The organism is Sphingobium jiangsuense, assembly GCF_014196495.1.
In the GTDB taxonomy this organism is placed as follows: Bacteria; Pseudomonadota; Alphaproteobacteria; order Sphingomonadales; family Sphingomonadaceae; genus Sphingobium; species Sphingobium jiangsuense.
On record NZ_JACIDT010000003.1, the window covers coordinates 1 to 23,210 of the forward strand.

The 23,210-nt window shown below is 67.6% G+C and carries 18 protein-coding genes; 7 read left to right on the forward strand and 11 right to left on the reverse strand.

Going from position 1 to position 23,210, the window contains the following annotated elements; genetic code table 11:
* Window positions 1-19: 19 nt before the first annotated feature.
* The 5 genes from trxC to GGR43_RS04910 are packed head-to-tail and all read right to left on the reverse strand — an operon-like array spanning window position 20 to window position 5,393.
* Window positions 20-463: a thioredoxin TrxC gene (gene trxC / locus GGR43_RS04890; protein WP_188070851.1), complete on the reverse strand. Its 444-nt coding sequence runs from the start codon at window positions 461-463 to the stop codon at window positions 20-22.
* Entirely contained in the window at window positions 453-785 is a 333-nt protein-coding gene (locus tag GGR43_RS04895) for an ArsR/SmtB family transcription factor (RefSeq protein WP_188070852.1), read from the reverse strand. The genes trxC and GGR43_RS04895 overlap by 11 nt, the downstream gene beginning before the upstream one ends.
* Window positions 772-4,005, reverse strand: a complete 3,234-nt coding sequence (locus tag GGR43_RS04900; protein ID WP_188070853.1) for an efflux RND transporter permease subunit — start codon at window positions 4,003-4,005, stop codon at window positions 772-774. The genes GGR43_RS04895 and GGR43_RS04900 overlap by 14 nt, the downstream gene beginning before the upstream one ends.
* Window positions 4,002-5,036: an efflux RND transporter periplasmic adaptor subunit gene (locus tag GGR43_RS04905; protein ID WP_188070854.1), complete on the reverse strand. Its 1,035-nt coding sequence runs from the start codon at window positions 5,034-5,036 to the stop codon at window positions 4,002-4,004. The genes GGR43_RS04900 and GGR43_RS04905 overlap by 4 nt, the downstream gene beginning before the upstream one ends.
* A 21-nt stretch (window positions 5,037-5,057) precedes the next feature.
* Entirely contained in the window at window positions 5,058-5,393 is a 336-nt protein-coding gene (locus GGR43_RS04910) for a rhodanese-like domain-containing protein (protein ID WP_188070855.1), read from the reverse strand.
* Window positions 5,394-5,529: 136 nt separating this feature from the next.
* Between GGR43_RS04910 and GGR43_RS04915 the strand changes: the two genes are divergently transcribed.
* Entirely contained in the window at window positions 5,530-5,733 is a 204-nt protein-coding gene (locus tag GGR43_RS04915) for a YgaP family membrane protein (RefSeq protein ID WP_188070856.1), read from the forward strand.
* An 8-nt stretch (window positions 5,734-5,741) separates the two neighbouring features.
* A complete protein-coding gene (locus GGR43_RS04920; RefSeq protein WP_188070857.1) occupies window positions 5,742-7,010 on the forward strand; it encodes a TolC family protein in 1,269 nt (422 codons plus the stop codon).
* On the opposite strand, the gene GGR43_RS04925 is transcribed toward GGR43_RS04920, so the two are convergent.
* From GGR43_RS04925 to GGR43_RS04935, 3 genes are all read right to left on the reverse strand, one after another.
* Window positions 7,007-8,287, reverse strand: a complete 1,281-nt coding sequence (locus GGR43_RS04925; RefSeq protein WP_188070858.1) for an NTP/NDP exchange transporter — start codon at window positions 8,285-8,287, stop codon at window positions 7,007-7,009. The genes GGR43_RS04920 and GGR43_RS04925 overlap by 4 nt on opposite strands.
* On the reverse strand, window positions 8,277-9,194 hold the full coding sequence (locus GGR43_RS04930; RefSeq protein WP_188070859.1) for an aldo/keto reductase: 918 nt from the start codon (window positions 9,192-9,194) through the stop codon (window positions 8,277-8,279). Before GGR43_RS04930 ends, GGR43_RS04925 begins: the two co-directional genes overlap by 11 nt.
* Window positions 9,195-9,300: 106 nt before the next feature.
* A complete protein-coding gene (locus GGR43_RS04935) occupies window positions 9,301-9,948 on the reverse strand; it encodes a TetR/AcrR family transcriptional regulator (protein WP_188070860.1) in 648 nt (215 codons plus the stop codon).
* 117 nt (window positions 9,949-10,065) lie between these two features.
* Between GGR43_RS04935 and GGR43_RS04940 the strand changes: the two genes are divergently transcribed.
* Window positions 10,066-11,130, forward strand: coding sequence for an aromatic ring-hydroxylating oxygenase subunit alpha (locus GGR43_RS04940; protein ID WP_188070861.1), 1,065 nt, complete (start codon window positions 10,066-10,068; stop codon window positions 11,128-11,130).
* 124 nt (window positions 11,131-11,254) lie between these two features.
* Here the strand turns inward: GGR43_RS04940 and GGR43_RS04945 are convergent, their stop codons facing one another.
* Together GGR43_RS04945 and GGR43_RS04950 are read right to left on the reverse strand one after the other, a co-directional pair.
* Window positions 11,255-13,465 carry an amylo-alpha-1,6-glucosidase gene (locus tag GGR43_RS04945; protein ID WP_188070862.1) on the reverse strand — a complete coding sequence of 737 codons (2,211 nt, stop codon included), beginning with the start codon at window positions 13,463-13,465 and terminating at the stop codon, window positions 11,255-11,257.
* 19 nt (window positions 13,466-13,484) lie between these two features.
* Window positions 13,485-14,579 (reverse strand): glycosyltransferase family 4 protein, encoded by a 1,095-nt coding sequence (locus GGR43_RS04950; protein WP_188070863.1) that lies wholly within the window; start codon window positions 14,577-14,579, stop codon window positions 13,485-13,487.
* 631 nt (window positions 14,580-15,210) lie between these two features.
* On the opposite strand from GGR43_RS04950, the gene GGR43_RS04955 reads away from it, so the two are divergent.
* Window positions 15,211-15,480: an usg protein gene (locus GGR43_RS04955; protein ID WP_188070864.1), complete on the forward strand. Its 270-nt coding sequence runs from the start codon at window positions 15,211-15,213 to the stop codon at window positions 15,478-15,480.
* Window positions 15,481-15,499: 19 nt separating this feature from the next.
* On the opposite strand, the gene GGR43_RS04960 is transcribed toward GGR43_RS04955, so the two are convergent.
* On the reverse strand, window positions 15,500-16,303 hold the full coding sequence (locus GGR43_RS04960; protein ID WP_246343349.1) for a Rossmann-fold NAD(P)-binding domain-containing protein: 804 nt from the start codon (window positions 16,301-16,303) through the stop codon (window positions 15,500-15,502).
* 288 nt (window positions 16,304-16,591) lie between these two features.
* Between GGR43_RS04960 and GGR43_RS04965 the strand changes: the two genes are divergently transcribed.
* The 3 genes from GGR43_RS04965 to gyrB all read left to right on the forward strand — a co-directional run bounded on the left by GGR43_RS04965 (window position 16,592) and on the right by gyrB (window position 23,056).
* A complete protein-coding gene (locus GGR43_RS04965; protein ID WP_188070865.1) occupies window positions 16,592-19,369 on the forward strand; it encodes a TonB-dependent receptor in 2,778 nt (925 codons plus the stop codon).
* A gap of 11 nt (window positions 19,370-19,380) precedes the next feature.
* Entirely contained in the window at window positions 19,381-20,463 is a 1,083-nt protein-coding gene (locus GGR43_RS04970; protein WP_188070866.1) for a phytase, read from the forward strand.
* 88 nt (window positions 20,464-20,551) lie between these two features.
* Window positions 20,552-23,056, forward strand: a complete 2,505-nt coding sequence (gyrB, locus tag GGR43_RS04975; RefSeq protein WP_188070867.1) for a DNA topoisomerase (ATP-hydrolyzing) subunit B — start codon at window positions 20,552-20,554, stop codon at window positions 23,054-23,056.
* Window positions 23,057-23,210 lie beyond the last annotated feature (154 nt).

The window sequence follows — 23,210 nt, forward strand, 5'->3', positions numbered from 1 at the left end:
AGACCCGCAGCAACACGGTTCAGCCTTCCAGCACCCGCCGCGCCCACTCCACAATCTTCCCCGCAGGCAGCACACCCGATTGGCGAGAGAGCTCCCGCCCCTTGCGCAGCAGCACCAGGGTCGGGATCGACCGGATCCCGTAACGGCCCGCAATCCCCGGCTCGGCCTCGGTGTCCACCTTGCCCAATCGGACATGCGGCTCCAGCATAGCCGCCGCCGCCCCAAAAGCCGGAGCCATCTGACGACACGGTCCGCACCAACCAGCCCAAAAATCCACCAGCAAAGAAAGGTCGCTCCATACTGCATGCGCCTCGAAATTCCGCGCGTCCAGTTCCACCGGCCGCCCCTCGAACAGCGCCGCGCCGCAACGACCGCAACGGCCACCGGACCCCAGCTTCCCCGCAGGTACGCGGTTCAGGCTCGCGCAAGCCGGACAGGCAACCAGAAGCGACTCAGCCGCCATGGACGCCTCCCTCGGGGGCATTCTGCTCGCACAATTCGCACAGCGCATGGATGATCGCGCTGACGAGGGGATCGCTCAGCGAATAGAAGCGCGTCTGCGCCTCGCCCCGGATGCGCACGACGCCTTCGTCGCGCAACATCGCCAGATGCTGCGATACCGAGGATTGCGACAGGCCGCTCAGTTCCACCAGTTCGGTCACCGACGCCTCGCCTTCGTCCATGCGGCACAGCATCAGCAGCCGCTCGGGGTGGCTCATCAGCTTGAGGCGCCCGGCCATGGCGCTGGCATTGGCCTTGAGTTCGCTAAGGTCAGTCGGTTTCATGGGCAGGTTCCGTGAGCGGGCGGCCGTCGTCGCGCAAGACGATGTAAATAGCAGGAATTACCAAAATGGTCAGTATCGTCGAGGAAGCGAGGCCGAACAGCAGCGAAATCGCCAGCCCCTGAAAAATCGGATCGGTCAGGATCACCGCCGCGCCGATCATCGCCGCCGCCGCCGTCAGCACGATCGGCCTGACGCGGATCGTTCCGGCCTCGATCAGCGTCCGGCGCAGGCCCTTGCCGGGCGAGCGGCTGTGGCGGATGAAATCCACCAGCAGGATCGAATTGCGCACGATGATGCCGGCGAGCGCGATGAAGCCGATCATCGAGGTGGCGGTGAACGGCGCGCGGAACAGCATGTGGCCGATCACGATGCCCACCAGCGTCAGCGGCACCGGCGTCAGGATCACCAGCGGAATCGTGAAGCTGCGGAACTGGCCGACGACCAGCGCATAGATGCCAAGGAGCGCGATCATGAACGCGCCGCCCATGTCGCGGAAAGTGATCCAGGTTATTTCCCATTCGCCATCCCACAACAGCGCAGTCCGGTTTTCGTTCCCTGGCTGGCCGTTCAGCAGGATTTTCGGCTTTTCGAGGCCATGCGCCCGCCAGTCGAACGCGTCGATCGCCTCTCCCACCGCCAGCATGCCGTAGACCGGCGCTTCATAGCGGCCCGCCAGTTCCGCGGTGACCATCGCCGCGCCCCGGCCGTCGCGCCGGAAGATCGTCAGGCTGCCCGCTTCCATGCGCGCGTCGACGAGTTCGCCCAGCGGCAGCAGTCCGCCATCGGACGCGACCGCGACCGGGGTGGCGGCCAGCGCCGCCGACCAGCGCCGCTGCGACTGGTCGAGCGCCAGCTCGATGGGCAGGGGATCGCGATCCGGCCCGCGCGGGGCGTAGCCGACGATTCGCGTTCCCATCAGCGCGCCGATGCTGTCGAACAGCTGGCGCTCGGACAAGCCGTAGTGATCGAGCTTCGCCCGGTCCGGGACCAGCCGGAGCGTCGGGCGGGGCTGGCCGAAGCTGGTGTCGACATCGACGATGAAGGGCACTGAGCGGAAGATCCGTTCGACCTGCGCCGCCGTCTTCACCCGCGTCGCCTCATCCGGGCCGTAGATTTCGGCGAGCAGCGTCGCCAGCACCGGCGGGCCGGGCGGGGTCTCCACCACCTTGAGCGAGGCTCCGGCAGGCAGCGGCACCGCCTTCAGCCTTTCGCGCAGCGCGACCGCGATGTCGTGGCTCGATCGGCTGCGGTCGCCCTTGGGCAGCAGCGTCACCATCAGGTCGCCCATTTCGGGCCGGTCGCGCAGGAAATAATGGCGGACCAGGCCGTTGAAGTTGAACGGCGCGGCGGTGCCCGCATAGGCTTCCATCGCGACCACCTCCGGCACCTGCCGCGCCACCGCCGCCGCCTGTTCCAGCACGCGCGCGGTCGCCTCCAGGCTGGTGCCTTCGGGCAGGTCGGCGACGATCTGCACCTCGCTCTTGTTGTCGAAGGGCAGCAGCTTCACCGTCACCGCCTTGAAATAGAACATCGAGCAGGCGAGCAGCGTCGCGATGCCCACCGCGATCAGGAAGCGCCGGGCGCCGCGCGGGGTGGCGATGACCTTGCGCGCATAATGGCCGTAGAGCGCGCCGAGCCTGCCGCCATGGGCGTCCTCATGGGCGCTTTCCTGCCCATGGGCCAGCGTCTTGCGCGCGAAGCGGATCATCAGCCAGGGGACGATGACGACCGCGACGAAGAAGGAGAAGATCATAGCAGCCGACGCGTTGATCGGGATCGGCGCCATATAAGGCCCCATCAGGCCCGACACGAACAGCATCGGCAGCAGCGCCGCGACCACGGTGAGGGTCGCGACGATGGTGGGGTTGCCGACCTCCGCCACGGCCTCCACCGCCGCGTCGATGCGCCCGCGCCCGTCGTTCATCGCCCAGTGGCGGGCGATATTTTCGATCATCACGATCGCATCGTCCACCAATATGCCGATGGAGAAGATCAGCGCGAACAGGCTGACCCGGTTGATGGTGAAGCCCATCGCCATGGACGCGAACAGGGTCAGCATGATCGTCGTCGGGATGACGATGGCGGTCACCGCTGCCTCGCGCCAGCCGATCGCGAAGCCGATCAGCGCGACGATGGAGACGGTCGCCAGCGCGAGGTGGAAGATCAGCTCATTGGCCTTGCCGTTCGCCGTTTCGCCATAGTTGCGGGTGACGGACACCTCGACCCCGGCGGGGATCAGGCTGCCCTTCAGGCTCTCGACCCGCTCGACCAGCCGTTCCGACACGGTGACGGCGTTGGCGCCCGCGCGCTTGGCGATGGCGATGCTGACGGCGGGGGCCATGTGCCAGCGGCCGCCTTCATCCTTCGCCCAGCGCCACGAGCGCGCCTGATCCTGCGTCGGCGCCTGCTCCACCCGCGCGATGTCGGAGAGGAGCACCGGCGCGCCGCCGGCCGAGCGGACCTGCAGCGCGGCGATCGCCCGCGCGTCGCGCAGCGTCTCGCCGGCGACGACCAGCGCGGCCTGCCCGCCCTCGCGCACCGTGCCGGCGGGAAAGGCGCGGTTGGCCTGCTCCACCGCCTCGATCAGATTGCCGAGCGGTACCCGGTGGAGCGCCAGCTTCGCCGGATCGGGCACGATGCGCAGCGTCCTGCGCTGCCCGCCGGTGAGGAAGATCAGGCCGACATCCTCGACCTTGGCGACCTCGCCGCGCAGCTTGCCCGCCAGCTCCGCCAGCGCCTGATCGTTCCATTCGCCCGCGGCATCCGGCTTGGGCGTCAGCGTCAGCACGACGATCGGCACATCGTTGATGCCGCGCACGGTGACCTGCGGCATCGGGATGCCGACGGGAATGCGGTGCCGGTTGGCGCCGATCCTCTCGCCGATGCGGATCGCCGCGTCCTCCGGATTGGAGCCGACGAGAAAGCGCGCGGTCACCATCACGCCATGGTCCTGCGCCTGGGTGTAGACATGCTCCACCCCGTCGACACCCCGAACGATGGTTTCCAGCGGCTTGGCGACCAGTTCCACCGCATCGGGCGCGGCGAGGCCGGGCGCCTCGACCATGATGTCGACCATCGGCACCTTGATCTGCGGCTCTTCCTCGCGCGGGATGGTGATGGTCGCGATCAGGCCGACGACGATCGCGGCGAGCAGGAACAGCGGCGTCAGCGGAGAGGTGATCGTCGCCCGCGTCAGCCAGCCGGACAGGCCGAGGCTCATTGGCTCCGCGCCCCGGCGGGCGTGGGTGGGGCAAGCGTGTCGCCCGCCACGACGCCGCTCAATATCTCGACCTTGCCCGGCCCGGTCGATGGCGCGGTCTGCACCGGAACCTGCGCGGCCGATCCGTCCTTCGCCACCGCCGTCACATAATCGATGCCGTAGCGGGTGACGACATAGGAGGCCGGGACGAGCAGCGCCTTGCGCGTGCCCGTTTCCACCTTGGCCGCGACCCGGCGGCCGATCAGCCTGCCGTCGAGGCCGGGCATCTCCGCCTCCGCCATCGCCTGCCCACCGGTGACCGAGGGATAGACGCGCACGACGAGGCCGCTCGCCTGCCCGCCGCCGAGACCGGACGCGATCACCCGCGACCCGGCGCGCACCGTGTCGCCCAGCGATTCCGACATTTCGAGGCGCAGGATCGTCGGCCCGGCGGTGATGACGGCAAGCACCATGCCCGGCGCGACCGGCGACCCGGCGGGAATGTCGGCGCGCAACACGCGGCCCGACGCCGGGGCGATCACCGCGCCCTGCCCGGCGAGCGCGCCCACAGCCGATTGCTGCGCCCTCACGGCGCGCAGCTGCGCGGCGGCGGCATCGGCGGCGGCCTGCGCCTGCTCCAGCCGTGCCCTGGCATAGACGCCGTTGTCATGGAGGAAGCGCACGCGGGAAAGCTCGGCCTGCGCCTGCGCCGCCTGCGCCCGCGCCGCTTCGGCCTGCGCGCCATAGGCGCCCGCCTGCGGGGCGAGCTGGCTGTCGACGATGCGGCCGATCGTCTGTCCCTTTGCCACCCTGTCGCCTTCGCGCACGGTGAATTCGGTCAAGATGCCGGGGATGCGGGCGAGCAGCTGCGCCTGATCGACGGTCGCGACCTCGGCGCTGACCTCCCGCCAGTCCGCCGTCTCGCTTTCGGCCAGCACGAGGCGCTGACCGGCGGGCGCGGCATCGGGGGCGGCAGCCTGCTCGCCCGCGCCGCACCCGGCCAGCGCCAGCGCAACGCCCAGCAGGCCCAGTTCCCGCCAATAGGTCCGCATCGCCGCTTCCCCTGCCTGATCCTATCGCTCGACCGGAAGGCCCGCCGCCGCCCAGGCGTTGAAACCGCCCGCCAAATGGGTGTCGACCGCCTCCTGCGCGGCGCGGCACTTGTCGAGCGCCATTGCCGAGCGCTTGCCGCCCAGACAGTTGAGCACCAGTGTCCTGCCCGCCGGATCGGGCAGGGCGGACGGCTGGAAGGTCGAGAGCGGCAGGTTGACCGCGCCGGGGATATGGCCCTGCGCATATTCCTCCGCCTCGCGCACGTCGACGACCAGCGCGGCGCCCATGCGCAGCTGCGCGGCGAGCTGCTGCGGCGTGATTTCCCGATGCTCTTTCCTGCCGAAACCGAAAACCATCTTCGCTGCCTTTCGAAAGGCGGCCCGGCGTGCCGCTGGACCGCGTGAAGCTTATGGCTTGTATATATCGTATATAACTTATATAAGTCAATAACGATTGAACTGGGCCATGCCGCCTTCAGACAGGGAGATTGCCATGACACTCGATGCCGCCGTTCTGCGCTTCGCCGGATCTGTCGTTCTCGCGGGCGTGGCGCTTTCGCTCTATGTCCATCCATGGTGGATCGGCCTTTCGGCCTTTGCCGGGCTGAACCTCATTCAGGCGAGCTTCACCGGCTTCTGCCCGGTGGCGATGCTCTTCCGGCGGCTGGGGGTGCGGCCCGGCGCGGTGTTCCGATAGGGGCTGCGATGCGCCGCCGCCTGCTTCTCGCCGCCTTGCCCCTGGCCTGCGTCGTGGCGGCCCCGCCCGCCCCGGCGCGGGACCTTGCCTCCACCATCGCCGATGCCTTGGCGAACGCCCCCGCGCTGGAGGAAGCCGAAGCGGGTGAGGCGGCGGCGCGAGCGAGGCTGGACCGCGCGCGGGCGGAGGGCAATCCGCTGCTGCGGCTGGAAGGATCGGCGGCCACCGGACGGATCGACAATGACCGATTCTTCGGCATTGCCCCTGACGCCGTGAATCCGCTTGCGGTGCAGGCGACTGCCGAACTGCCGCTCTACGCCGGTGGCCGGATAGCCTCGGCCATCGATCAGGCGAAGGGTGGCGCGGAGATGGCGCGGCTTCAGGCCATGCAGGCTCGGCTCCAGACCATCGTGCAGGCGGTCGCCGCCTATGCGGAGGTGCTGACCGCGCGCAAGCTCGAAACCCGCTGCGGCCAGCTCGTCGCGCAGTTGCGCGAGGTGGAGCGGCAGGCCGGGTTGCGCTTCCGCGCGGGCGAGATCGCCGTTTCGGAGGTCGCGCAGGCCCGCGCCCGGCGGGCCGAGGCGGAGGCCGGTCTGGCGCAGGCCGAAGGACGCCGGATATCGGCGGAGGCCGCGCTGGAGCGGCTGACGGGCAAGGCGCCCGGCGATCTGGCCGCGTTGTCCGACGGGCCGCCCGCGCCGCCGACGCTGGGCGAGGCGCTCGATCTCGCCCGAGCGCGCAACCCCGCGCTGCGGCAGGCGGGGCAGGGCGTGGCGGTTGCTCGCGCGGGCGTGCGCGCGGCGCGGGCCGAGGGGCTGCCGACCATCGGCGCCTTTGCCGAGGCGGCCCATGTGCGCGACCAGTTCTTCCCCGATTATCGCGCGGCTTCGGTGGCGGTCGGCGTGCGGGGGCGGTGGACGCTGGCCGCCGGCGGCCGGGTGTCCTCGGCGGTGAAGGCGGCAGATGCCGATCTTGCGGCGGCGCAGGCGCGCGAGCGTCAGGCGCGGCTTGCGCTCGACGGGCTGGTGATCGATGCATGGCAGGGGCTGGCGACCGCCGGTCGCATGGTCGTGGCCTCCCGCCTGCGCGACGAGGCCGCCGCCGAGGCTCTGCGGGGCATGCGGCTGGAGGCGCAGGTCGGCGCGAAGCCGGTGCTCGCGCTGCTCGATGCCGAGCGCGAGGCGATCGAGGCGGAAGCCGCGCGGGTCGAGGCCGAGGGGCTGCGCATGGTCGCGGCCTGGCGGCTCAACGCGCTGACCGGTGATACGGGGCTTTAGCCGCGCTCCCGGTCATGCCGCCGCCCGATGCCGAGGCCGAGCGCCGCCCACAAGGCCGCCAGCCCCGCCCCGGCCAGCGCGACGGTGCCCACCGACGCGATCCCGGCGATGGCTGTATAGACCCAGCCAGCGACCGCATCCCCGCCCCGGTAGACGAAGGTGTCGATCGCGTTCTTCGCCTTGTAGCGGGTTTCGGCGTCCACCCGCGTGAACAGCATTTCGCGGCCCGGCCGCACCAGCGCATATTCGCCGACCCGCCGCACGATCATCACGAAGGCCAGCACCGGGAAAGTCGCGGCCAGCGCCAGCAGGCCGAAGCCCAGCATCATCAGCGCGGGAACCCCGGCCAGCAGCACCGACACGCCCAGCCTGCGCGCCACCCGGCCGGTGAAGAAGATCTGGATGCCGATGGTGAGCGACTGGACGGTGGCGTCGATGGCGGCGAAGACGCGGGTTTGGTCCGCCCGGTCGGGGAAGGTCGCCTGCACGATCCGCGCCTGCTCGAAATAGAGGAAGGTGCTGGCGGTGGCGAGCAGTATGACGAAGGCGGCGATCGCCAGCAGATAGGGCGTGCGCGCGATGAGCGTGAGGCCCGCCCAGATGGAGCCGCCGATGCGCTGGCTTGCCGGTTCCGCTGATGTCGCGCCGAAGCGATCCCGCCAGCGGAACAGCCAGCGCGCGCACAGCAGCGTCGAGAGCAGCAGCACGGCGGACAGCGCGAGCAGCCCGGCCTCGCCGAGCAGGCCGACCAGAAAGCCCGACAGCACCGGCCCGGCAAGGCCGCCGAGGCTCGCCCCGGCGGCGATCTGGCCGAACAGCCGGTGCGCCTGATCGGGCGCGAACAGATCCGCCATCACGCTCCACGCGATCGAGATGACGAAGAGGTTCATCACCGAAAGCCAGATGTAGAAGCCGCGCGCGACCCAGATGTTCGCGGGATCGAGCTTCAGGCTGAGCGCGAACCCGGCCATCACCAGCGCGCACAGGCCATAGAGGACGGGCAGCAGCCTGCGCCGGGGCACCCGTGCCGCCGCCCAGCCGTAGAGCGGAACGACCAGCAGCGTCGCCACGAAGGTGCCCGTGAACAGCCATTGCAGATTGTCCACGCCGCCCGCGATGCCGAACGTCTCGCGCACCGGGCGCAGCATGAAATAGGAGGTGAAGAGCAGGAAGAACAGCAGGAACCCGGCGACCACCGCCGGAATTTCCCTGCGCTCGGCGGCGATCAGGCGCGCGAGAAACCCGCCGCCCACCGCCGCCGGAGCCTCAGAGGCCATCTATGAAGCGTTCCATCCGCGTGCGCAGCGCCGCATCGGGCAGGGGGCCGCGCGCCGCGCCCAGATTGTCATCGGCATAGCGCGTCTGCGCCGTGCCGGGGATGGCGATCGGCCGCGACGGGTGGGAAATCACATATTTGAGGAATATCTGCGCCCAGCTCGTCGCGCCGATCTCCTTCGCCCAGTCGGGCAGCGGGCGGCCCGCCGTCGCCTTGAACAGCCGGTCGCGGCCGAAGGGCAGGTTGATCATCACCGCCATGCCCTTGTCCTGCGCCAGCGGCAGGATGCGCTCGGCGGCGGTGCGGTTGTCGAGCGCATAGTCGATCTGAATGCTGTCCAGTGCATGGCGCCGCATCACCGCCTCGAAATCCGCATATTGGCCCGCGGAGGAGGTGGTGATGCCCAGCGCGCGGATGCGGCCTGCGCTCTTGAGGTCGCGCAGCACCGGCAGTTGCTGCTCGACGCCGCGCAGATTGTGCACGGCGATCAGGTCCAGTTTGTCGGTGCGGAGCCTGCGGAACGACGCCTGTATCTGCGCGGCCCCGTCCTCGCGGGTTTCGGCGCCGACCTTGGTTGCGAGGAACAGCTTGTCGCGCACGCCCAGCTCCGCGACGAGCCGGCCGACGACCTCCTCGGCCCGGCCGTAGGACGGGGCGGTGTCGATGACGCTGCCGCCCAGCTCCACGAAGCGGGCGATGGTGGCGCGCAGCGCGGCGAGCTGCTCCTCCCCCACCGGGTCGTTGTAGCGGCGCGAGGTGCCGATGCCGATGGCGGGCACGCTGACCCCGGCGCCGGGAATGGGGACGGTGTGCAGCGCTTGGGGCGAGGGCATGGCGGCGGCCAGCGCCCGGTTGGCGGCGAAGGGAAACAGGGCCAGGGTGGCGAGCAAATGTCTGCGGTCGATCATGGCGCGTCCTCTTGTCACGTCATGCGGCCGGCGGCAGGGCCGGCGCCGTTGCAACGATATGATTGTCGTGCGACCGGCGGCAAGGTGCGCCATTCGGCGGCGACTGTCAAATTCCGCCTTGCAGCAGCGGCCGCATCAGCAGGCGGATATAGGCTTCGGTTTCCGCTTCGCCGGTGGGGTCGAAGCCCGCAAGGTCGATCAGCAGGTCCCGGTTGCCGAAGGCGATCAGCGCGCCGCCCAGCAGGTTGAAATAGGCGGCCGGGGCCGACGCGCCGGACAGCAGGCCGCGCCGTTCGAGCCGCTCGAACAGCGGGCGCAGTATCTCCCACACCGGCTTGCCGAACGATGCCACCACCCAGTCGTGCCGCTCGCCGGAAACGGAAAACTCTTGTAGCATCAGCCGCGTCAGCCGCGGATTTTCGGCGAAACAGCGCAGGAAGGGCGGCAGGATCGCCGCCACGCTTTCTTCGGGCCGGTCCAGCGCATCGCCGTCGAGCGCCTCGCGCAGCAGCACCTCCCCCTTGCGCGCGAACGCCTCGATCACCGAGCGCCAGAGCTTCGCCTTGGACGGGAAATAATAGGCCAGATGCCCCGGCTCGATCCCGGCGGCGGCGGCGATCTGGCGCGTGCTGGCGCCGCTGAACCCGTGGAGGGAGAACACCTCCAGCGCGGCGTCGAGGATGATGTCGCGGTTTTCGGCGCCCGAATAGCGGGCAAGTCTGCGGGGGCTGTCCGCACGGGAAGGGCTGGTCATCGCAGGAAACTGGCATTGTTTTTGGCGATTGACAAATATCTTGGGCAAATGCCAAACATGCATGGACGGCGATGCCGCAGGCCATGCCGATTCATAACGAAATGCCAGGAGAACCCGATGCACCCTCTGAAGGTCGAACAGCCCTATCCCTACGAACAATGGTGGGTCGCCGCCTATTCTGCCGAGATCGGGCGGACGATCGCGGCGCGCACCATCCTTGGCATGCCGCTGATCCTCTACCGCACGGAAGCGGGGGAGGCGGTGGCCCTGTCCGGCATCTGCCCGCACCGCTCCTTCCCGCTCGATCAGGGCTGTCTGGTCGGGGACAGCGTGCGCTGCGGCTATCACGGCTTCACCTTCGCCGCGTCGGGGGAGTGCGTGGAGGTGCCCAGCCAGTCGGGCGTGCCGACCCATTCCGCGCTGCGGCGCTACCCGGTGGCGGAGCGTGGCGACCTCATCTGGATATGGACGGGCAGCGAGGAAACGGCCGATCCCGCGCTTCTGCCCGATATCGAGTCGATGGGGCCGGGCAATCCCGGCTGGACGGTGGAGCAGCATCCGCCCGCGACCATCGCCGCGCGCTACACGCTGCTGATCGACAATCTGCTCGACCTGAGCCATGCGAGCTTCATCCATTCGGACACGATCCCGGCGGGGGAAAAGGTCGCGGCGCTGCCGGTCGAACTGATCGAGACGGAAAAGAGCCTCAATGTCCGGCGGCTGGGGTGCAACCTGCCGCCCAATCCCTTTTTCCGGCTGATGTTCCCCGATCATGACGGGCCGATCGACCAGTCGTTCGACGCCGAATATTTCGGCCCGCACCTGATCCGCACCGGCGGCGCGCTTCACGCCTCGGCTACCGGCGAGCGGCTGGGGACGCAGAATTACATCCACCTCATCACCCCGGAAACGCCGACGACGCTGCGCTATTTCGTCGTCACCGCGCGCGATTTCGGCGCGGACAATGCGGCGCTCGGCCGGCTCCACCTCGACATGGGGACGCGCATCCAGCCACAGGACCAGGCGGCGATCGAGTCGATCGAGAAGGTGCTGCAAACGCTCGCGCCGCATCCGCGCGAGGTGTCGGCGCGGGTCGATACCGGGGCGCTCAAGGTGCGCAAGCGGCTGACCGACCAGATCGTGGCGGAGCAGCGCGCGCGGCGGGAACCGGCTGCCGCCTGACGCGGCGGGCCGGGCGTGCCGCTAGAGCATGATCCACTTCAACTGAAGCGGATCATGCTCTGATTATCTTTTGTTTTCCGCATTTTCCGAGCCGTCAGGTGGGGCCACCTGACTTGAAAATGCTCTAGACAAGGGACAGCACCCGGACGTCGCCGGTGCGGTGCAGCACGTCGACCAGCACCTTGCGGCCGGATCGCCGCAGCATGATGTCGGCCTTGCCGTTGCCCACCGCCAGCGAGCGGATCAGCAGTTCGTCGATGAAGGAGGGCAGCACCGGGTCGCTGAAATGGATCTGCCGCGTCTGCGCGTCGAACGACAGGCCGAGGCTCGACTGGATGAGGAACAACAGCGAGGCCGCCGACCATGCCTGCGGGATGCAGGCGACCGGATAGAAGGTCGGTCCCTGCGCCGGGCGGCGCGGGAAGCCGCAGAACAGTTCCGGCAGGCGGCGCAGGTCGACATCGGTGGACGCGTCGAGCAGCCCCTCGAAGATGCGGGCGACCTCCGCCTGGAAGCCGTAGCGGGCGAAACCGGCGGCGATCAGCGCATTGTCGTGCGGCCAGATCGAGCCGTTATGATAGCTCATCGGGTTGTAGCGCGCCTCGCTCGCCGCGATGGTGCGGATGCCCCAGCCGGAAAAGGAGGCGGGCTCCATCAGCGCGGCGACGATTCCCGGCGCGCGTTCCGGCAGGGCGAGACCGGTGAACAGCGCATGCCCGGCGTTGGAGGAGCGCACGCGACACGGACGCTTGGCGCCGTCCAGCGCGAGCACATAGGTGCCCAGTTCCTCGTCGAAGAAGTCGCGGTCGAACCGCTCGCGCAGCGCCAGCGCCCGCGCGCGCAGGCTCATCGCGCGGGCCGGGTTGCCCAGCCGGTCGAGCATGGTCGCGGCGGCTTCCCACGCGCCATAGACATAGGCCTGCACCTCGACCAGCGCGATCGGCCCCTGCGCCAGCGTGCCGTCGGCATGGAAAACCGAATCATAGCTGTCTTTCCAGCCCTGATTGACGAGGCCCTGATCGCTGTGGCGGCCATATTCGACATAGCCGTCGCCGTCCCGGTCGCCATGACGGTCGATCCATTCCAGCGCGGCCTCGATATGCGGCCATATGCGGCCGACGAAGGCCACGTCGTTGGTGCGCTCCAGATAGGCGCCCGCCAGCATGACGAACAGCGGCGTTGAATCGATGCTGCCGTAATAATGACGGAACGGCACCTCGCCCAGCACCGCCATTTCCCCCTGCCGGACCTCATGCAATATCTTGCCCGGCTCGGCATCGGCGTCGGCGTCGAAATCCTTCGCCTGATGCGCGGCGAGGTAGGAGAGCACGCCGCGCGCGATCTGCGGATCGATCCACAGCGTCTCCAGCGCGGTGATCAGCGCGTCGCGCCCGAACACGGTGCTGAACCACGGTATCCCGGCATAGGGATAGGGGCCGTATTCGGTCTCGGTCAGCAGCATGCACAGGTCGGCCACGCAGCGCCGCAGCGCCTGATTGAGAATCTCGTTCGACGAGACCATCGCGGCGGCGCGCGACGAGGTGTTGCGCAGCGCGCGGCGGGCGTCGCGGAAGGAATGGAGCAGGAACTGGCGCAGGTCGCGCTTCAGGTCGGTCTTGCCGCAGCTTATCTCGATCAGGATCGTCCGCCGCGTCCGGGGCGGCAGCTCGAACGTGAAGATCGCCTGATTTTCGCACAGTTCCTGCGGCGCGGGCTCGAAGCGCAGCGTCGTCTGGCGGACGGTCCCGTCACGCCCGCGATAGCCCAGGATCACATGATCCTCGCCGATCACCGGCGGGTGGAAATCGCCCCGCTGCGGCCGCACCGCGCCGCGCACCTCGAACAGGTCGGAAAAATCGGCGGCGAAGGCGAGTTCGACGGCGATGCGCTGCGGCTTTTCGTCATAGTTGAACAGCGCCAGCCGCTCGAACGCCGCGCCTTTCCACAGGAAGCGCGTGCGGCGGATATGGACGAGATCGTGCCGCAGCACACGGCCGCCATCGGCGTCGAACAGGTCCGGATTGGCGAGGTCGCAGGTCAGCGTCGCATTGTCCTCGCGCAAGGCGGAACTTAGCAATATCGGCCGCGTTCCACCATTGAGCGTCAGGTAGAAGTGGGAAAGATGCCGGGTATCCTTGTGGTACAGCCCTTCCGGGCTGCCCGGCCCGTTGATCGCGTCGCCGCTATGGTCGAACAGCGCGAAGGTGTCGCCATGCTTGAGCGTGCGCGGTCGTCTTTCGTGCAGCGATGCCGCGGCCGGCACGAAGAATTGCGCGGCGGCCTTGGCGGGTTCCTCGTCCTTGGGCGCGACGGGGCGAATGTTGGAAACGGTCATTGCGATCTCCCCCGATCAGTCAGGCCACGATTTGCAGTCCGGTGGCTTCCGCCCGAAACCGCCGATAGGATATGGCGGCGGCATCGGCGTCCGGCAGGCGCCGGTAGAGGTCGAGATAATCGGTGACCATGCGTTCGACGGAGAAGCGCCGTTCGAACGTCGCGCGCACGCGCGTCCTGTCGATCCTGTCGAGATGGGAGACGGCGGTGACGGCTTCCTCCACCGTATCGACGATGAAGCCGGAAACGCCATGGTCGATGATTTCGGGCACCGAGCCGCAACGGAAGGCGATGACCGGCGTGCCGCAGGCCATCGCCTCTATCATCACCAGCCCGAAGGGTTCGGGCCAGTCGATCGGGAACAGCAGGCCGAGCGCATTGCCGAGGAATTCGGCCTTTTGCCGCTCGTTGATCTCACCGATATATTCGACATTGGGCGTGACGCGGATCATCGGCGCGATCACCTCGTCCCAATAGGCCTGATCGGCCTTGTCGATCTTGGCGGCGATTTTCAGCGTCATGCCGGTCGCCGCGGCGATGGCGATCGCGCGGTCGGGCCGCTTTTCGGGCGAGATGCGGCCGAGAAAGGCGAGATAATCCCCTTGCGGATGCTCCGTTACCGGCAGCAGGTCCCTGGGCAGCCCATGGTGGACGGTGCCGACCCAGTTGACCGGCGGCATCGGCCTGCGCTGGTCGTTGGAGATGGAAACGAGCGGCAGGTCGGGGAAGGTCCGGTAGAAGGGCATGAGGTCGGGCAGGTCGAGCCGCCCGTGCAGCGTCGTCAGCGTGCGCCCGGCAAGCTCGCTCACCAGCGGGGCGTGCAGCAGGTCGATATGGAAATGCAGCACGTCGAAATCGTCGACGCGCCGCCGCACCTCGTCGAGCAGGATCATGTGATGGGGCAGCGGGTCCTGCACCCTGGGGTCCAGCCGCAGCGCGGTATCGCAAATCGGAACCAGCCGTGCCGATGTCCGGGAATCCCCGCTGGCGAACAGCGTGACATCATGGCCCTGGCGCACCAGTTCCTCGGTTATGTAGGACACGATGCGTTCGGTCCCGCCATATAATCTGGGTGGCACGCTCTCGGCGAGCGGAGCGATCTGCGCGATTTTCATGGTCTCGTCTCCCTGATTTTTGCAAACAGACAGGGACACCGGTCAGTTCCCTGCCTGTCGACCGGAACAGAAAGAAAGGGGCCGGCCCGAATGGCGGCCCCGGTCGTGAAGCGTCAGTCTGTCGCAGATGCGGGCGCGGCCGTCTCCTTTCCGGCATGGGCGGTGGCGGAGATTCCGGACGCAGGCCGCCATCCGATGGCGCGGCCCCCGGCGCGCCGCCGGGGCCTGTCGTCGTGCAAGGGATGGAAATGCATGGCAAAACCTCCGATCGCAGCAAGGAAACTGGAAATGGCGTGCCCGCCTGTCCGCAGACAGCCCGAAATCAGGAGCTAGGGAGAGGACCCTTCGCCTTCAAGAAGCGGGCGGGAATTTTTTGGCCGCCCCCATGCAACCGGCGCGGCCTTGCCGTTTTTTCTCCCCGGTCCTGCCGCGCCGCTCCCTCTTGACTTGCGCGCGGCGAGTGGCAGATTTTTTCTTCTTCGGCATAGTGTCGAGGCAGCAGAAGAGGAGCGACCGGCGAGGAAAGGAGGACAATCATGCCGCAGCCTGTTTCCGCTTTTCGTCACCCCATCGAAGGCGCGCACCGCCCCGCCCGCCGATCCCGGCCGGGCCGCAGCCGGAGGCGCCGGTGATGGCGCAGGAGGACCTGCTGCTGCAACTGAAGGGTTATGGGCTGATGACGGCGGAGATCAGCTATTATATGCCGGATCATCCCGCACTGCTGCAAACTTTCATCTGGCAGCAATATGATGTCGCGCCGCAATTCCCGGTGCTTCACCGGTTTCTCGACCATTGGCGGCGGGAAATAGAGGCGGCGCTGCATTCTATCCGCATCGCGCACCGGCATCTGATCGGCCCGGTCGAATGGCGCGCGGTGGACGGCATCATCTCCATCCACTGAGAGAGGGACGAGCCGCGCGCTACAGGCAGGCGGCCAGCCCGGCGCGATAGTCGCGGTAGCGCGGACGCCAGCCCAGCAGGCGCGCCGCGCGCCGCGCGCTGACGCGGCGGTTCTCGCGATAGAAGGCCGCCGCCGCCTCCGACAGCCCGGCTTCCTCCAGCGTCCGCATCGGCGGCGGGGGCAGGCCGAGCAGCGCGCAGGCATGCTCGATCACCCGGTTCTGGCTGCACGGAAAATCGTCGGCGATGTTATAGACGCCGGGCGGACCGGACAGGCTCGCGAGCACCGCCCCGCCGATATCGTCGACATGGATGCGGCTGAAAACCTGTCCGGGCAGGTCGATGCGGTGCGCCTTGCCCTCGCGCACCCGGTCGATCGCGCTGCGGCCGGGGCCGTAAATGCCCGGCAGGCGAAAGACGCGCATGTCACAGCGCAGGTCCTGCCATGCGCGGTCGGTGCGCACGCGGGCGTCGCGGCGGCCGGTGCCGGTAGGCGCGCTTTCGTCCACCCACGCCCCGCCGGTGTCGCCATAGACGCCGGTGGAGGAAAGATAGCCGACCCAGCCGGCCGCCGCCGCGCGAAGCGCGCCACCATGGCGATCGAGCACCGGATCGCCGCCGTCGCAGCCGGGGGGAACGGAGGAGAGGATATGCGTCGCCTCGCCCAGCGCGCGGCGGATGGCGGCGTCGTCCTCCAGCGCGAGGATATCGGGACCGGCCGCCTCGCGTTGCACGCCGGTGACGCGCCAGCCCGCCGCGCGCAGCCGCACCGCCAGCCGCGAAGCGCTGTAGCCCAGCCCGAAGATCAGCATATGCGGCGTCATCGGCCCTGTAGACCAGCCGCGGGGTGGCGGCGCAAGCGCGCTCTTTCCCGGCCGGCGGGTCTTTTTTCGTGACGCGTCATGGCGGGATAATGACGCATCGCGGCGGAAATATGCGTGGATCGGCAAGAAAAAGACGGAAATCCAAGGGATTTTGCCGGTGATGCATTTTTGCACCTGCGTCCTTTCTTTATCGCTTCTGTCATCGAACTGAAACCCCATCGTCGCCGGACTGTCATCCCGCTTGTCTAGGGCGCCCCCGGAACCGATCCACCAAGGGGTAAAAAACCGATGACTTCCTTCTCTCGCGCCACGCTGCGGACGGCCGTGCTGCTTGCATCCTGTTCCTTCGCATCCCTCGCCCATGCCGGGGACCTGTCCGGCCATGTGGTCGATGCCAGCGGCACCCGCGCGCTCCGTGCCGCACGGGTGGCCATTCCGGCGCTGGGCCGCTCGGTCACGACCGACCGCGACGGCGGCTATGTGATCGGCAACCTGCCCGCCGGCGACTATGAGGTGGAAGTGGCCTATGTCGGCGCGGAACCGACCCGCCGGACCGTCTCCATCCCGGCCGAGGGGCGGGTGACGGAGGACTTCTCGATCGCGGCGGTCGGCGGCAACGACATCCTCGTCGTCGGCCTCGCCGCCAACCAGGCCAGCGCGCTGACCCGCCAGCGCGCGGCGGACGGCGTGTCGAGCGTGCTGACGCGTGACGCCATCGGCCAGTTTCCGGACCAGAATGTCGCGGAATCGCTGCGCCGCCTGCCGGGCGTCAACATATTGAACGATCAGGGCGAGGGCCGCTTCGTTTCGGTGCGCGGCCTCGATCCGGAACTGAACAGCACGTCGCTCAACGGCGTGCGCCTGCCCGCGCCGGAAAGCGACGTGCGCTCGGTCGCGCTCGACGTCATCTCCTCGGACATCATCGAATCGATCGAGGTGAAGAAGTCGCTGACGCCGGACATGGACGCCGACACCATCGGCGCGTCGATCGAGATCAACACGACCAGCGCCTTCGACCGCAAGAAGGATTATTATTCGGCCAATATCGAGGGCAGCTATAACGACTATGCCGACGCGGTGACGCCCAAGGGCGGCTTCGATTTCTCCACCCGCCTGACCGACGATTTCGGCGTCGCGGGCGGCGTCAGCTATTACAAGCGCAAGTTCGAGACGGACAATATCGAAACCGGCGGCTGGACCACCGGCGACAACGGCGTCGATTATGTCGAGGAGATGGAATATCGCGACTATGACGTGACGCGCGAGCGCCTGTCCGGCTCCCTGTCGTTCGACTATCGCGCTTCGGACAGCACGGCGCTCTATCTGCGCGGCAATTACAGCCAGTTCGACGATCAGGAATATCGCCGCCGCACCACCTTCCTCTTCGACGGGGAGCCGCGCTCCGGCACCGCCGACGGCGCGTCCTTCTCCGACGCCGACGACCGCATCGAGGTGCGCCGCGACCTCAAGGACCGGTTCGAGCGCCAGCGCATCCGCACCATATCGGCGGGCGGCGATACCGATACCGGCGAATGGAAATTCAGCTGGCAGGGCAGCTGGGCGAAATCGACCGAGCGGGAGAATTTCTCCATCGACCCCGCCCGGTTCCGCGCGCGCTTCAGCGACCGGGGCGTCGGCATCGACTGGGATTATTCCGACGATCGCGTGCCCATCTACACCATCACCAGCGGCGCGAGCCTGGTCGACGATCCGGCCAATTACCAGTTCAACCGCATCGAGCTGACCACCCTGTCCGACAGCCGGGACGAGGAATGGGCGGCGAAGGCCGACCTGTCCCGCATCTTCGCGATGGACGGCGGTGCCTTCACCGTGCAGGGCGGCGTCAAGTCGCGCTGGCGGAAGAAGAGCTACGACTTCAACATGACCTATTATGAGGATTATGACGGCACGCTCACCCTGGCCGACATGCTGGGCGAACAGACCTATCGCCTGACCGGCATGGGGCTGGTGATGGACAAGACCGCCATGGGCAGCTTCCTGCGCGCCAATCAGGGCAGTTTCGAGATCGACGATTATGAGACGGCGCTCAATTCCGCCACCTCGGATTATTCGGTGAAGGAGGATGTGCTGGCCAGCTATCTGCTCGGCCGCTGGGACAGCGACACGCTGCGCGTGATCGGCGGCGTGCGCATGGAGCGGACGTGGAACGAGCTGAACGGCAGCCTCGTCAGCGACGACGGCGACGAGGTGCTGGTGACGCCGGTGCGCTACGAACGCCATTATACCGACTGGCTGCCCAGCCTGACGCTGCGCTTTTCCCCGCGCAACGACATGGTGTTCCGCATGGCGGGCTATAAGAGCCTCGTCCGCCCGAAGCTCTCCAGGCTGGCGCCGCGCTTCATCGTCAATGAGGATGACGAGGCGGAGTTCGGCAACCCGGATCTCAAGCCCTATGAAGCGTGGAATTTCGACGCGGGCTGGGAATATTATTTCTCCGGCAACGGCGCGGTCTCGGTCGGCGGCTTCTACAAGACGATCGACAATTTCATCGTCGACGCGACCTATTATGACTACACCCACGAAGGCGTGACCTATGAATCCTTCGCCACGCCGATCAACGGCGGCAAGGCGCAGGTTCTGGGGCTGGAGGCCAGCTATTCGCAGCTGCTCGACTTCCTGCCCGCGCCGCTCGACGGGCTGCTGGTGCAGGCGAACTATACCTACACCTATTCCAGGGGCAGGGTGCTGGACGAGGATATGAGGGAGCGCACCATCGCGTTGCCGTCCAATTCCCGCAACACCTTCAACATCGTGCTGGGCTATGAAAAGGGGCCGGTCAGCATCCGCGCGGCGGGCACCTATCGCGACAAATATCTGGATGAGATCGGCGGCAGCGCGGAGGAGGACCGCTATGTCGACAATCATTTCCAGCTCGACCTGTCGGCGAAATACAAGGTGGCGGAGAATGTCCGGCTGTTCGTAGAATGGGTGAACGTCAACAATGCCAAATATTTCGCCTATCAGAATTATAATGGCCGCCGGCGGCTGTTGCAGTTCGAGAAATATGGCCCCACCATCAAGTTCGGCGCGAAGGTGAGCTTCTGATGCGGGCGATCATGCGGAAAACGGCTCTGTTCCCCCTGCTGGCGCTGGCGATGCTCCCCGCCTGCGCCGGGCAGGGGATGGGGGTGGCCTCGGCCCCGCTGCGCCTGCCCGCGCACGAGGTGCGCGCGAAGGGCGAGACCGCGCCGGTCGGCTCGGTCGACCAGGACGCGGCGGACGATCCGGCGATCTGGCGCAACGCGGCCGACCCCGCGCAAAGCCTGATCGTCGGCACCGACAAGAAGGCGGGCCTCTATGTCTATGGCCTCGACGGCGCGATCCGCGCCTTCGATGCGGCGGGCCTGCTCAACAATGTCGATCTGGCGGGCGGCGCGGACAGCGCGCTGGTCGTCGCCAGCGACCGTTCGGACAAGCGGCAATCGAAGCTGGCGCTGTTCGCGCTGCGGCGGGAGGGCGCGGCGCTGGAGCGGCTGGGCACGATCGGCAGCGGGCCGGGCGAGGCCTATGGCATCTGCCTGCAACGCAAGGGCGTGGGCGACGATTTCGCGGGCCTGCCGCAAAGCGTCACCGCCTATGCGGCGATCAAGGACGGCACGGTGCGCGAGATCGTGCTGAGCCGGGGCGCGGACGGCCGCTATACCGGGCGCATTGCGCGCAGCTGGAAGCTCGCGACCCAGATCGAGGGCTGCGTCACCTCGCCGCGCACCGGCGACCTTTATGTGGGCGAGGAGGATACGGGCATCTGGCGCATCCGCACCGCGCAGGCCGACGCGCAGCCGGAGCAATTCGCGGCCGTGGGCGAGGCGGGCGGCCTCGTCGCCGATGTCGAGGGGCTGGCCTATGCGATGAACGCGGACGGACGCGATTATCTGGTCGCCTCCAGCCAGGGCGACAGCGCCTATGCGCTGTTCGACGCGGAGGGCGGCGCGCTGCTCGGCCGCTTCCGCATCGCCGACGGCACGGTGGACGGGGTGAGCGAAACCGACGGCATCGAGCTGGCGCTGGGCGGTTTCGGGCCGGTCTATCCGGGCGGGCTGTTCGTCGCGCAGGACGGCAACAATCCCGGCGGCGCGCAGAATTTCAAGCTGGTCGACTGGGGCGATGTGCTGCGGGCGTTGGGCCTGCCTCGAAAATAGCAAGGCAAAGGCCGAATTTCGGTCCGAATGACGGGCGGCGCGCGATCTTTCTCTTCCCCTCGCGCGCCTCTCTTCCTATACACTCGGCATGAGTGAAGAACCGCAAAATCCCGCACCCAATGGTAATGATTATGGCGCCGACAGCATCAAGGTGCTGAAGGGCCTGGATGCCGTGCGCAAGCGCCCCGGCATGTACATCGGCGACACCGACGACGGATCGGGCCTGCACCACATGGTGTTCGAGGTTTCCGACAATGCGATCGACGAGGCGCTGGCCGGGCATTGCGACCGCATCGTCATCCAGCTGAATTCGGACGGCTCCGTCTCCGTCGAGGATAATGGCCGCGGCATCCCGACCGATATCCACAAGGAAGAAGGCGTGTCCGCCGCCGAGGTCATCATGACCCAGCTGCACGCGGGCGGGAAGTTCGAGAACACCTCGGACGACAATGCCTATAAGGTGTCGGGCGGCCTGCACGGCGTCGGCGTGTCGGTGGTGAATGCGCTGTCCGAATTCCTCGACCTCACCATCTGGCGCGACGGGAAGGAGCATTATATGCGCTTCCGCCATGGCGACGCCACCGCGCCGCTCAAGGTGGTGGGCGATGCGCCGGTCGTCGACGGCAAGCCCAAGAAGGGCACGCGCGTCACCTTCCTGCCCAGCCCGGCGACCTTCAAGATCACCGAGTTCGATTTCGACAAGCTGGAGCATCGCTATCGCGAACTGGCGTTCCTCAATTCGGGCGTGCGCCTGTTCCTCGTCGATGCGCGGCATGAGGAGCGCAAGGAAGTGGAGCTGTTCTACGAGGGCGGCATCGCGGCCTTCGTTTCGTGGCTCGACCGCAACAAGACGCCGCTGATGCCCGCGCCGATCGCAATCACCGGCAGCCGCGACAATATCGGCATCGACGTCGCGCTGGAGTGGAACGACAGCTATTACGAAAACGTCCTCTGCTTCACCAACAACATTCCGCAGCGCGACGGCGGCACGCACCTCGCCGCATTTCGCGCGGCGCTGACCCGCACGCTCAACAGCTATGCCGAGAAATCGGGGCAGTTGAAGAAGGAGAAGGTGAACCTCACCGGCGAGGATATGCGCGAAGGGCTGACCGCGATCGTCTCGGTCAAGCTGCCCGATCCCAAGTTTTCGAGCCAGACCAAGGACAAGCTGGTCTCGTCCGAGGTGCGCCAGCCGCTCGAAAGCCTGATGGCCGACAAGATGGCCGAATGGCTGGAGGAGAACCCCGGCCACGCCAAGACCATCGTCGCCAAGGTGATCGACGCCGCCGCCGCGCGCGAGGCGGCGCGCAAGGCGCGCGAGCTGACCCGGCGCAAGGGGGTGATGGACATCGCCTCGCTGCCCGGCAAGCTGGCCGACTGTCAGGAACGCGATCCGGCCAAGTCCGAGCTGTTTCTGGTCGAGGGCGATTCGGCGGGCGGATCCGCCAAGCAGGGCCGCGACCGGCATTTTCAGGCGATCCTGCCCCTGCGCGGCAAGATTTTGAACGTGGAGCGCGCGCGCTTCGACCGCATGCTCTCCAGCCGCGAAATCGGCACGCTCATCCAGGCGATGGGCACCGGCATCCGCGACGATTTCGATCTGGCGAAGCTGCGCTATCACAAGATCGTCATCATGACCGACGCGGACGTCGACGGCGCGCATATCCGCACGCTGCTGCTGACCTTCTTCTACCGCCAGATGCCGCAGATCATCGAGGCGGGGCATCTCTACATCGCTCAGCCGCCGCTCTACAAGGCGGCGCGCGGCCGGTCCGAAGTGTACCTCAAGGACGATGCGGCGATGGAGCAATATCTGGTCGACAACGGCGTCGACACGATGGCGCTGGAAACGGCCGAGGGCATGCGCAGCGGCGACGACCTGCGCGCGCTGATCGACCATGCACGGCGCATCCAGACGGTGATGCGTTATGTGCCGCGCCGCTACGACCCGCGCATGATCGAGGCGCTGGCGCTGAACGGTGCGCTCGATATCGAGCTCAGCGACGAGGCGCGGGCGGGCAAGCTGGCCGACACGGTGCGCTGGATCGACGGCCATGACGCGGAGGGCGACTGGTCGGCGGCGATGACGCCGGAAGGCGGCTTCCACTTCCAGCGCCACTGGCGTGGCGTCACCGATCATATGATGATCGAGGGCGCGTTCGTCGGCAGCGCCGAAGCGCGCAAGCTGCACGGCATCGTCGCCGAGCAGGCGGACAGCTATCGCCAGGCGAGCCGCCTCGTCCCGCTCAAGGCCGCTGCCGCCGCCGAAGCCGCAGAGGAGGGCGACGATGCTCCCGCCGCCAGCACGCGCGGCACAACGGTGATCTCGCGGCCGAGCGAACTGCTCGACGCGGTGCTGGCCGCCGGGCGCAAGGGTCTGGCGATCCAGCGCTACAAGGGGCTGGGCGAGATGAACGCCGAGCAGCTGTGGGAAACCACGCTCGATCCCAACGCCCGCTCGATGCTGCGCGTCGAGATCGAGCAGGCGGACATCGCCGACGAAATCTTCACCCGTCTGATGGGCGACGTGGTCGAACCACGCCGCGAGTTCATCCAGGACAATGCGCTGAACGTGGCCAATCTCGATATTTGATCCGGGTATGTCGATGCAAAAGGGGGTGGGCCGGTTGCGGCTCATCCCCTTTTTATTTTCGATTGTTCACGCGGGGGGGCGCGGAGACGCGGAGGCGCAGAGACGGGGAGAGAATGTCTCGAAGCATATTTTCTCATGCTGGCAGCGGGAGCTG

Bases quoted from the DNA above. Each gene is read 5' to 3' on its own strand.
- trxC (WP_188070851.1), bottom strand. From the start codon at position 463: ATGGCGGCTGAGTCGCTTCTGGTTGCCTGTCCGGCTTGCGCGAGCCTG.
- GGR43_RS04895 (WP_188070852.1), bottom strand. From the start codon at position 785: ATGAAACCGACTGACCTTAGCGAACTCAAGGCCAATGCCAGCGCCATG.
- GGR43_RS04900 (WP_188070853.1), bottom strand. From the start codon at position 4,005: ATGAGCCTCGGCCTGTCCGGCTGGCTGACGCGGGCGACGATCACCTCT.
- GGR43_RS04905 (WP_188070854.1), bottom strand. From the start codon at position 5,036: ATGCGGACCTATTGGCGGGAACTGGGCCTGCTGGGCGTTGCGCTGGCG.
- GGR43_RS04910 (WP_188070855.1), bottom strand. From the start codon at position 5,393: ATGGTTTTCGGTTTCGGCAGGAAAGAGCATCGGGAAATCACGCCGCAG.
- GGR43_RS04915 (WP_188070856.1), top strand. From the start codon at position 5,530: ATGACACTCGATGCCGCCGTTCTGCGCTTCGCCGGATCTGTCGTTCTC.
- GGR43_RS04920 (WP_188070857.1), top strand. From the start codon at position 5,742: ATGCGCCGCCGCCTGCTTCTCGCCGCCTTGCCCCTGGCCTGCGTCGTG.
- GGR43_RS04925 (WP_188070858.1), bottom strand. From the start codon at position 8,287: ATGGCCTCTGAGGCTCCGGCGGCGGTGGGCGGCGGGTTTCTCGCGCGC.
- GGR43_RS04930 (WP_188070859.1), bottom strand. From the start codon at position 9,194: ATGATCGACCGCAGACATTTGCTCGCCACCCTGGCCCTGTTTCCCTTC.
- GGR43_RS04935 (WP_188070860.1), bottom strand. From the start codon at position 9,948: ATGACCAGCCCTTCCCGTGCGGACAGCCCCCGCAGACTTGCCCGCTAT.
- GGR43_RS04940 (WP_188070861.1), top strand. From the start codon at position 10,066: ATGCACCCTCTGAAGGTCGAACAGCCCTATCCCTACGAACAATGGTGG.
- GGR43_RS04945 (WP_188070862.1), bottom strand. From the start codon at position 13,465: ATGACCGTTTCCAACATTCGCCCCGTCGCGCCCAAGGACGAGGAACCC.
- GGR43_RS04950 (WP_188070863.1), bottom strand. From the start codon at position 14,579: ATGAAAATCGCGCAGATCGCTCCGCTCGCCGAGAGCGTGCCACCCAGA.
- GGR43_RS04955 (WP_188070864.1), top strand. From the start codon at position 15,211: ATGGCGCAGGAGGACCTGCTGCTGCAACTGAAGGGTTATGGGCTGATG.
- GGR43_RS04960 (WP_246343349.1), bottom strand. From the start codon at position 16,303: ATGACGCCGCATATGCTGATCTTCGGGCTGGGCTACAGCGCTTCGCGG.
- GGR43_RS04965 (WP_188070865.1), top strand. From the start codon at position 16,592: ATGACTTCCTTCTCTCGCGCCACGCTGCGGACGGCCGTGCTGCTTGCA.
- GGR43_RS04970 (WP_188070866.1), top strand. From the start codon at position 19,381: ATGCGGAAAACGGCTCTGTTCCCCCTGCTGGCGCTGGCGATGCTCCCC.
- gyrB (WP_188070867.1), top strand. From the start codon at position 20,552: ATGAGTGAAGAACCGCAAAATCCCGCACCCAATGGTAATGATTATGGC.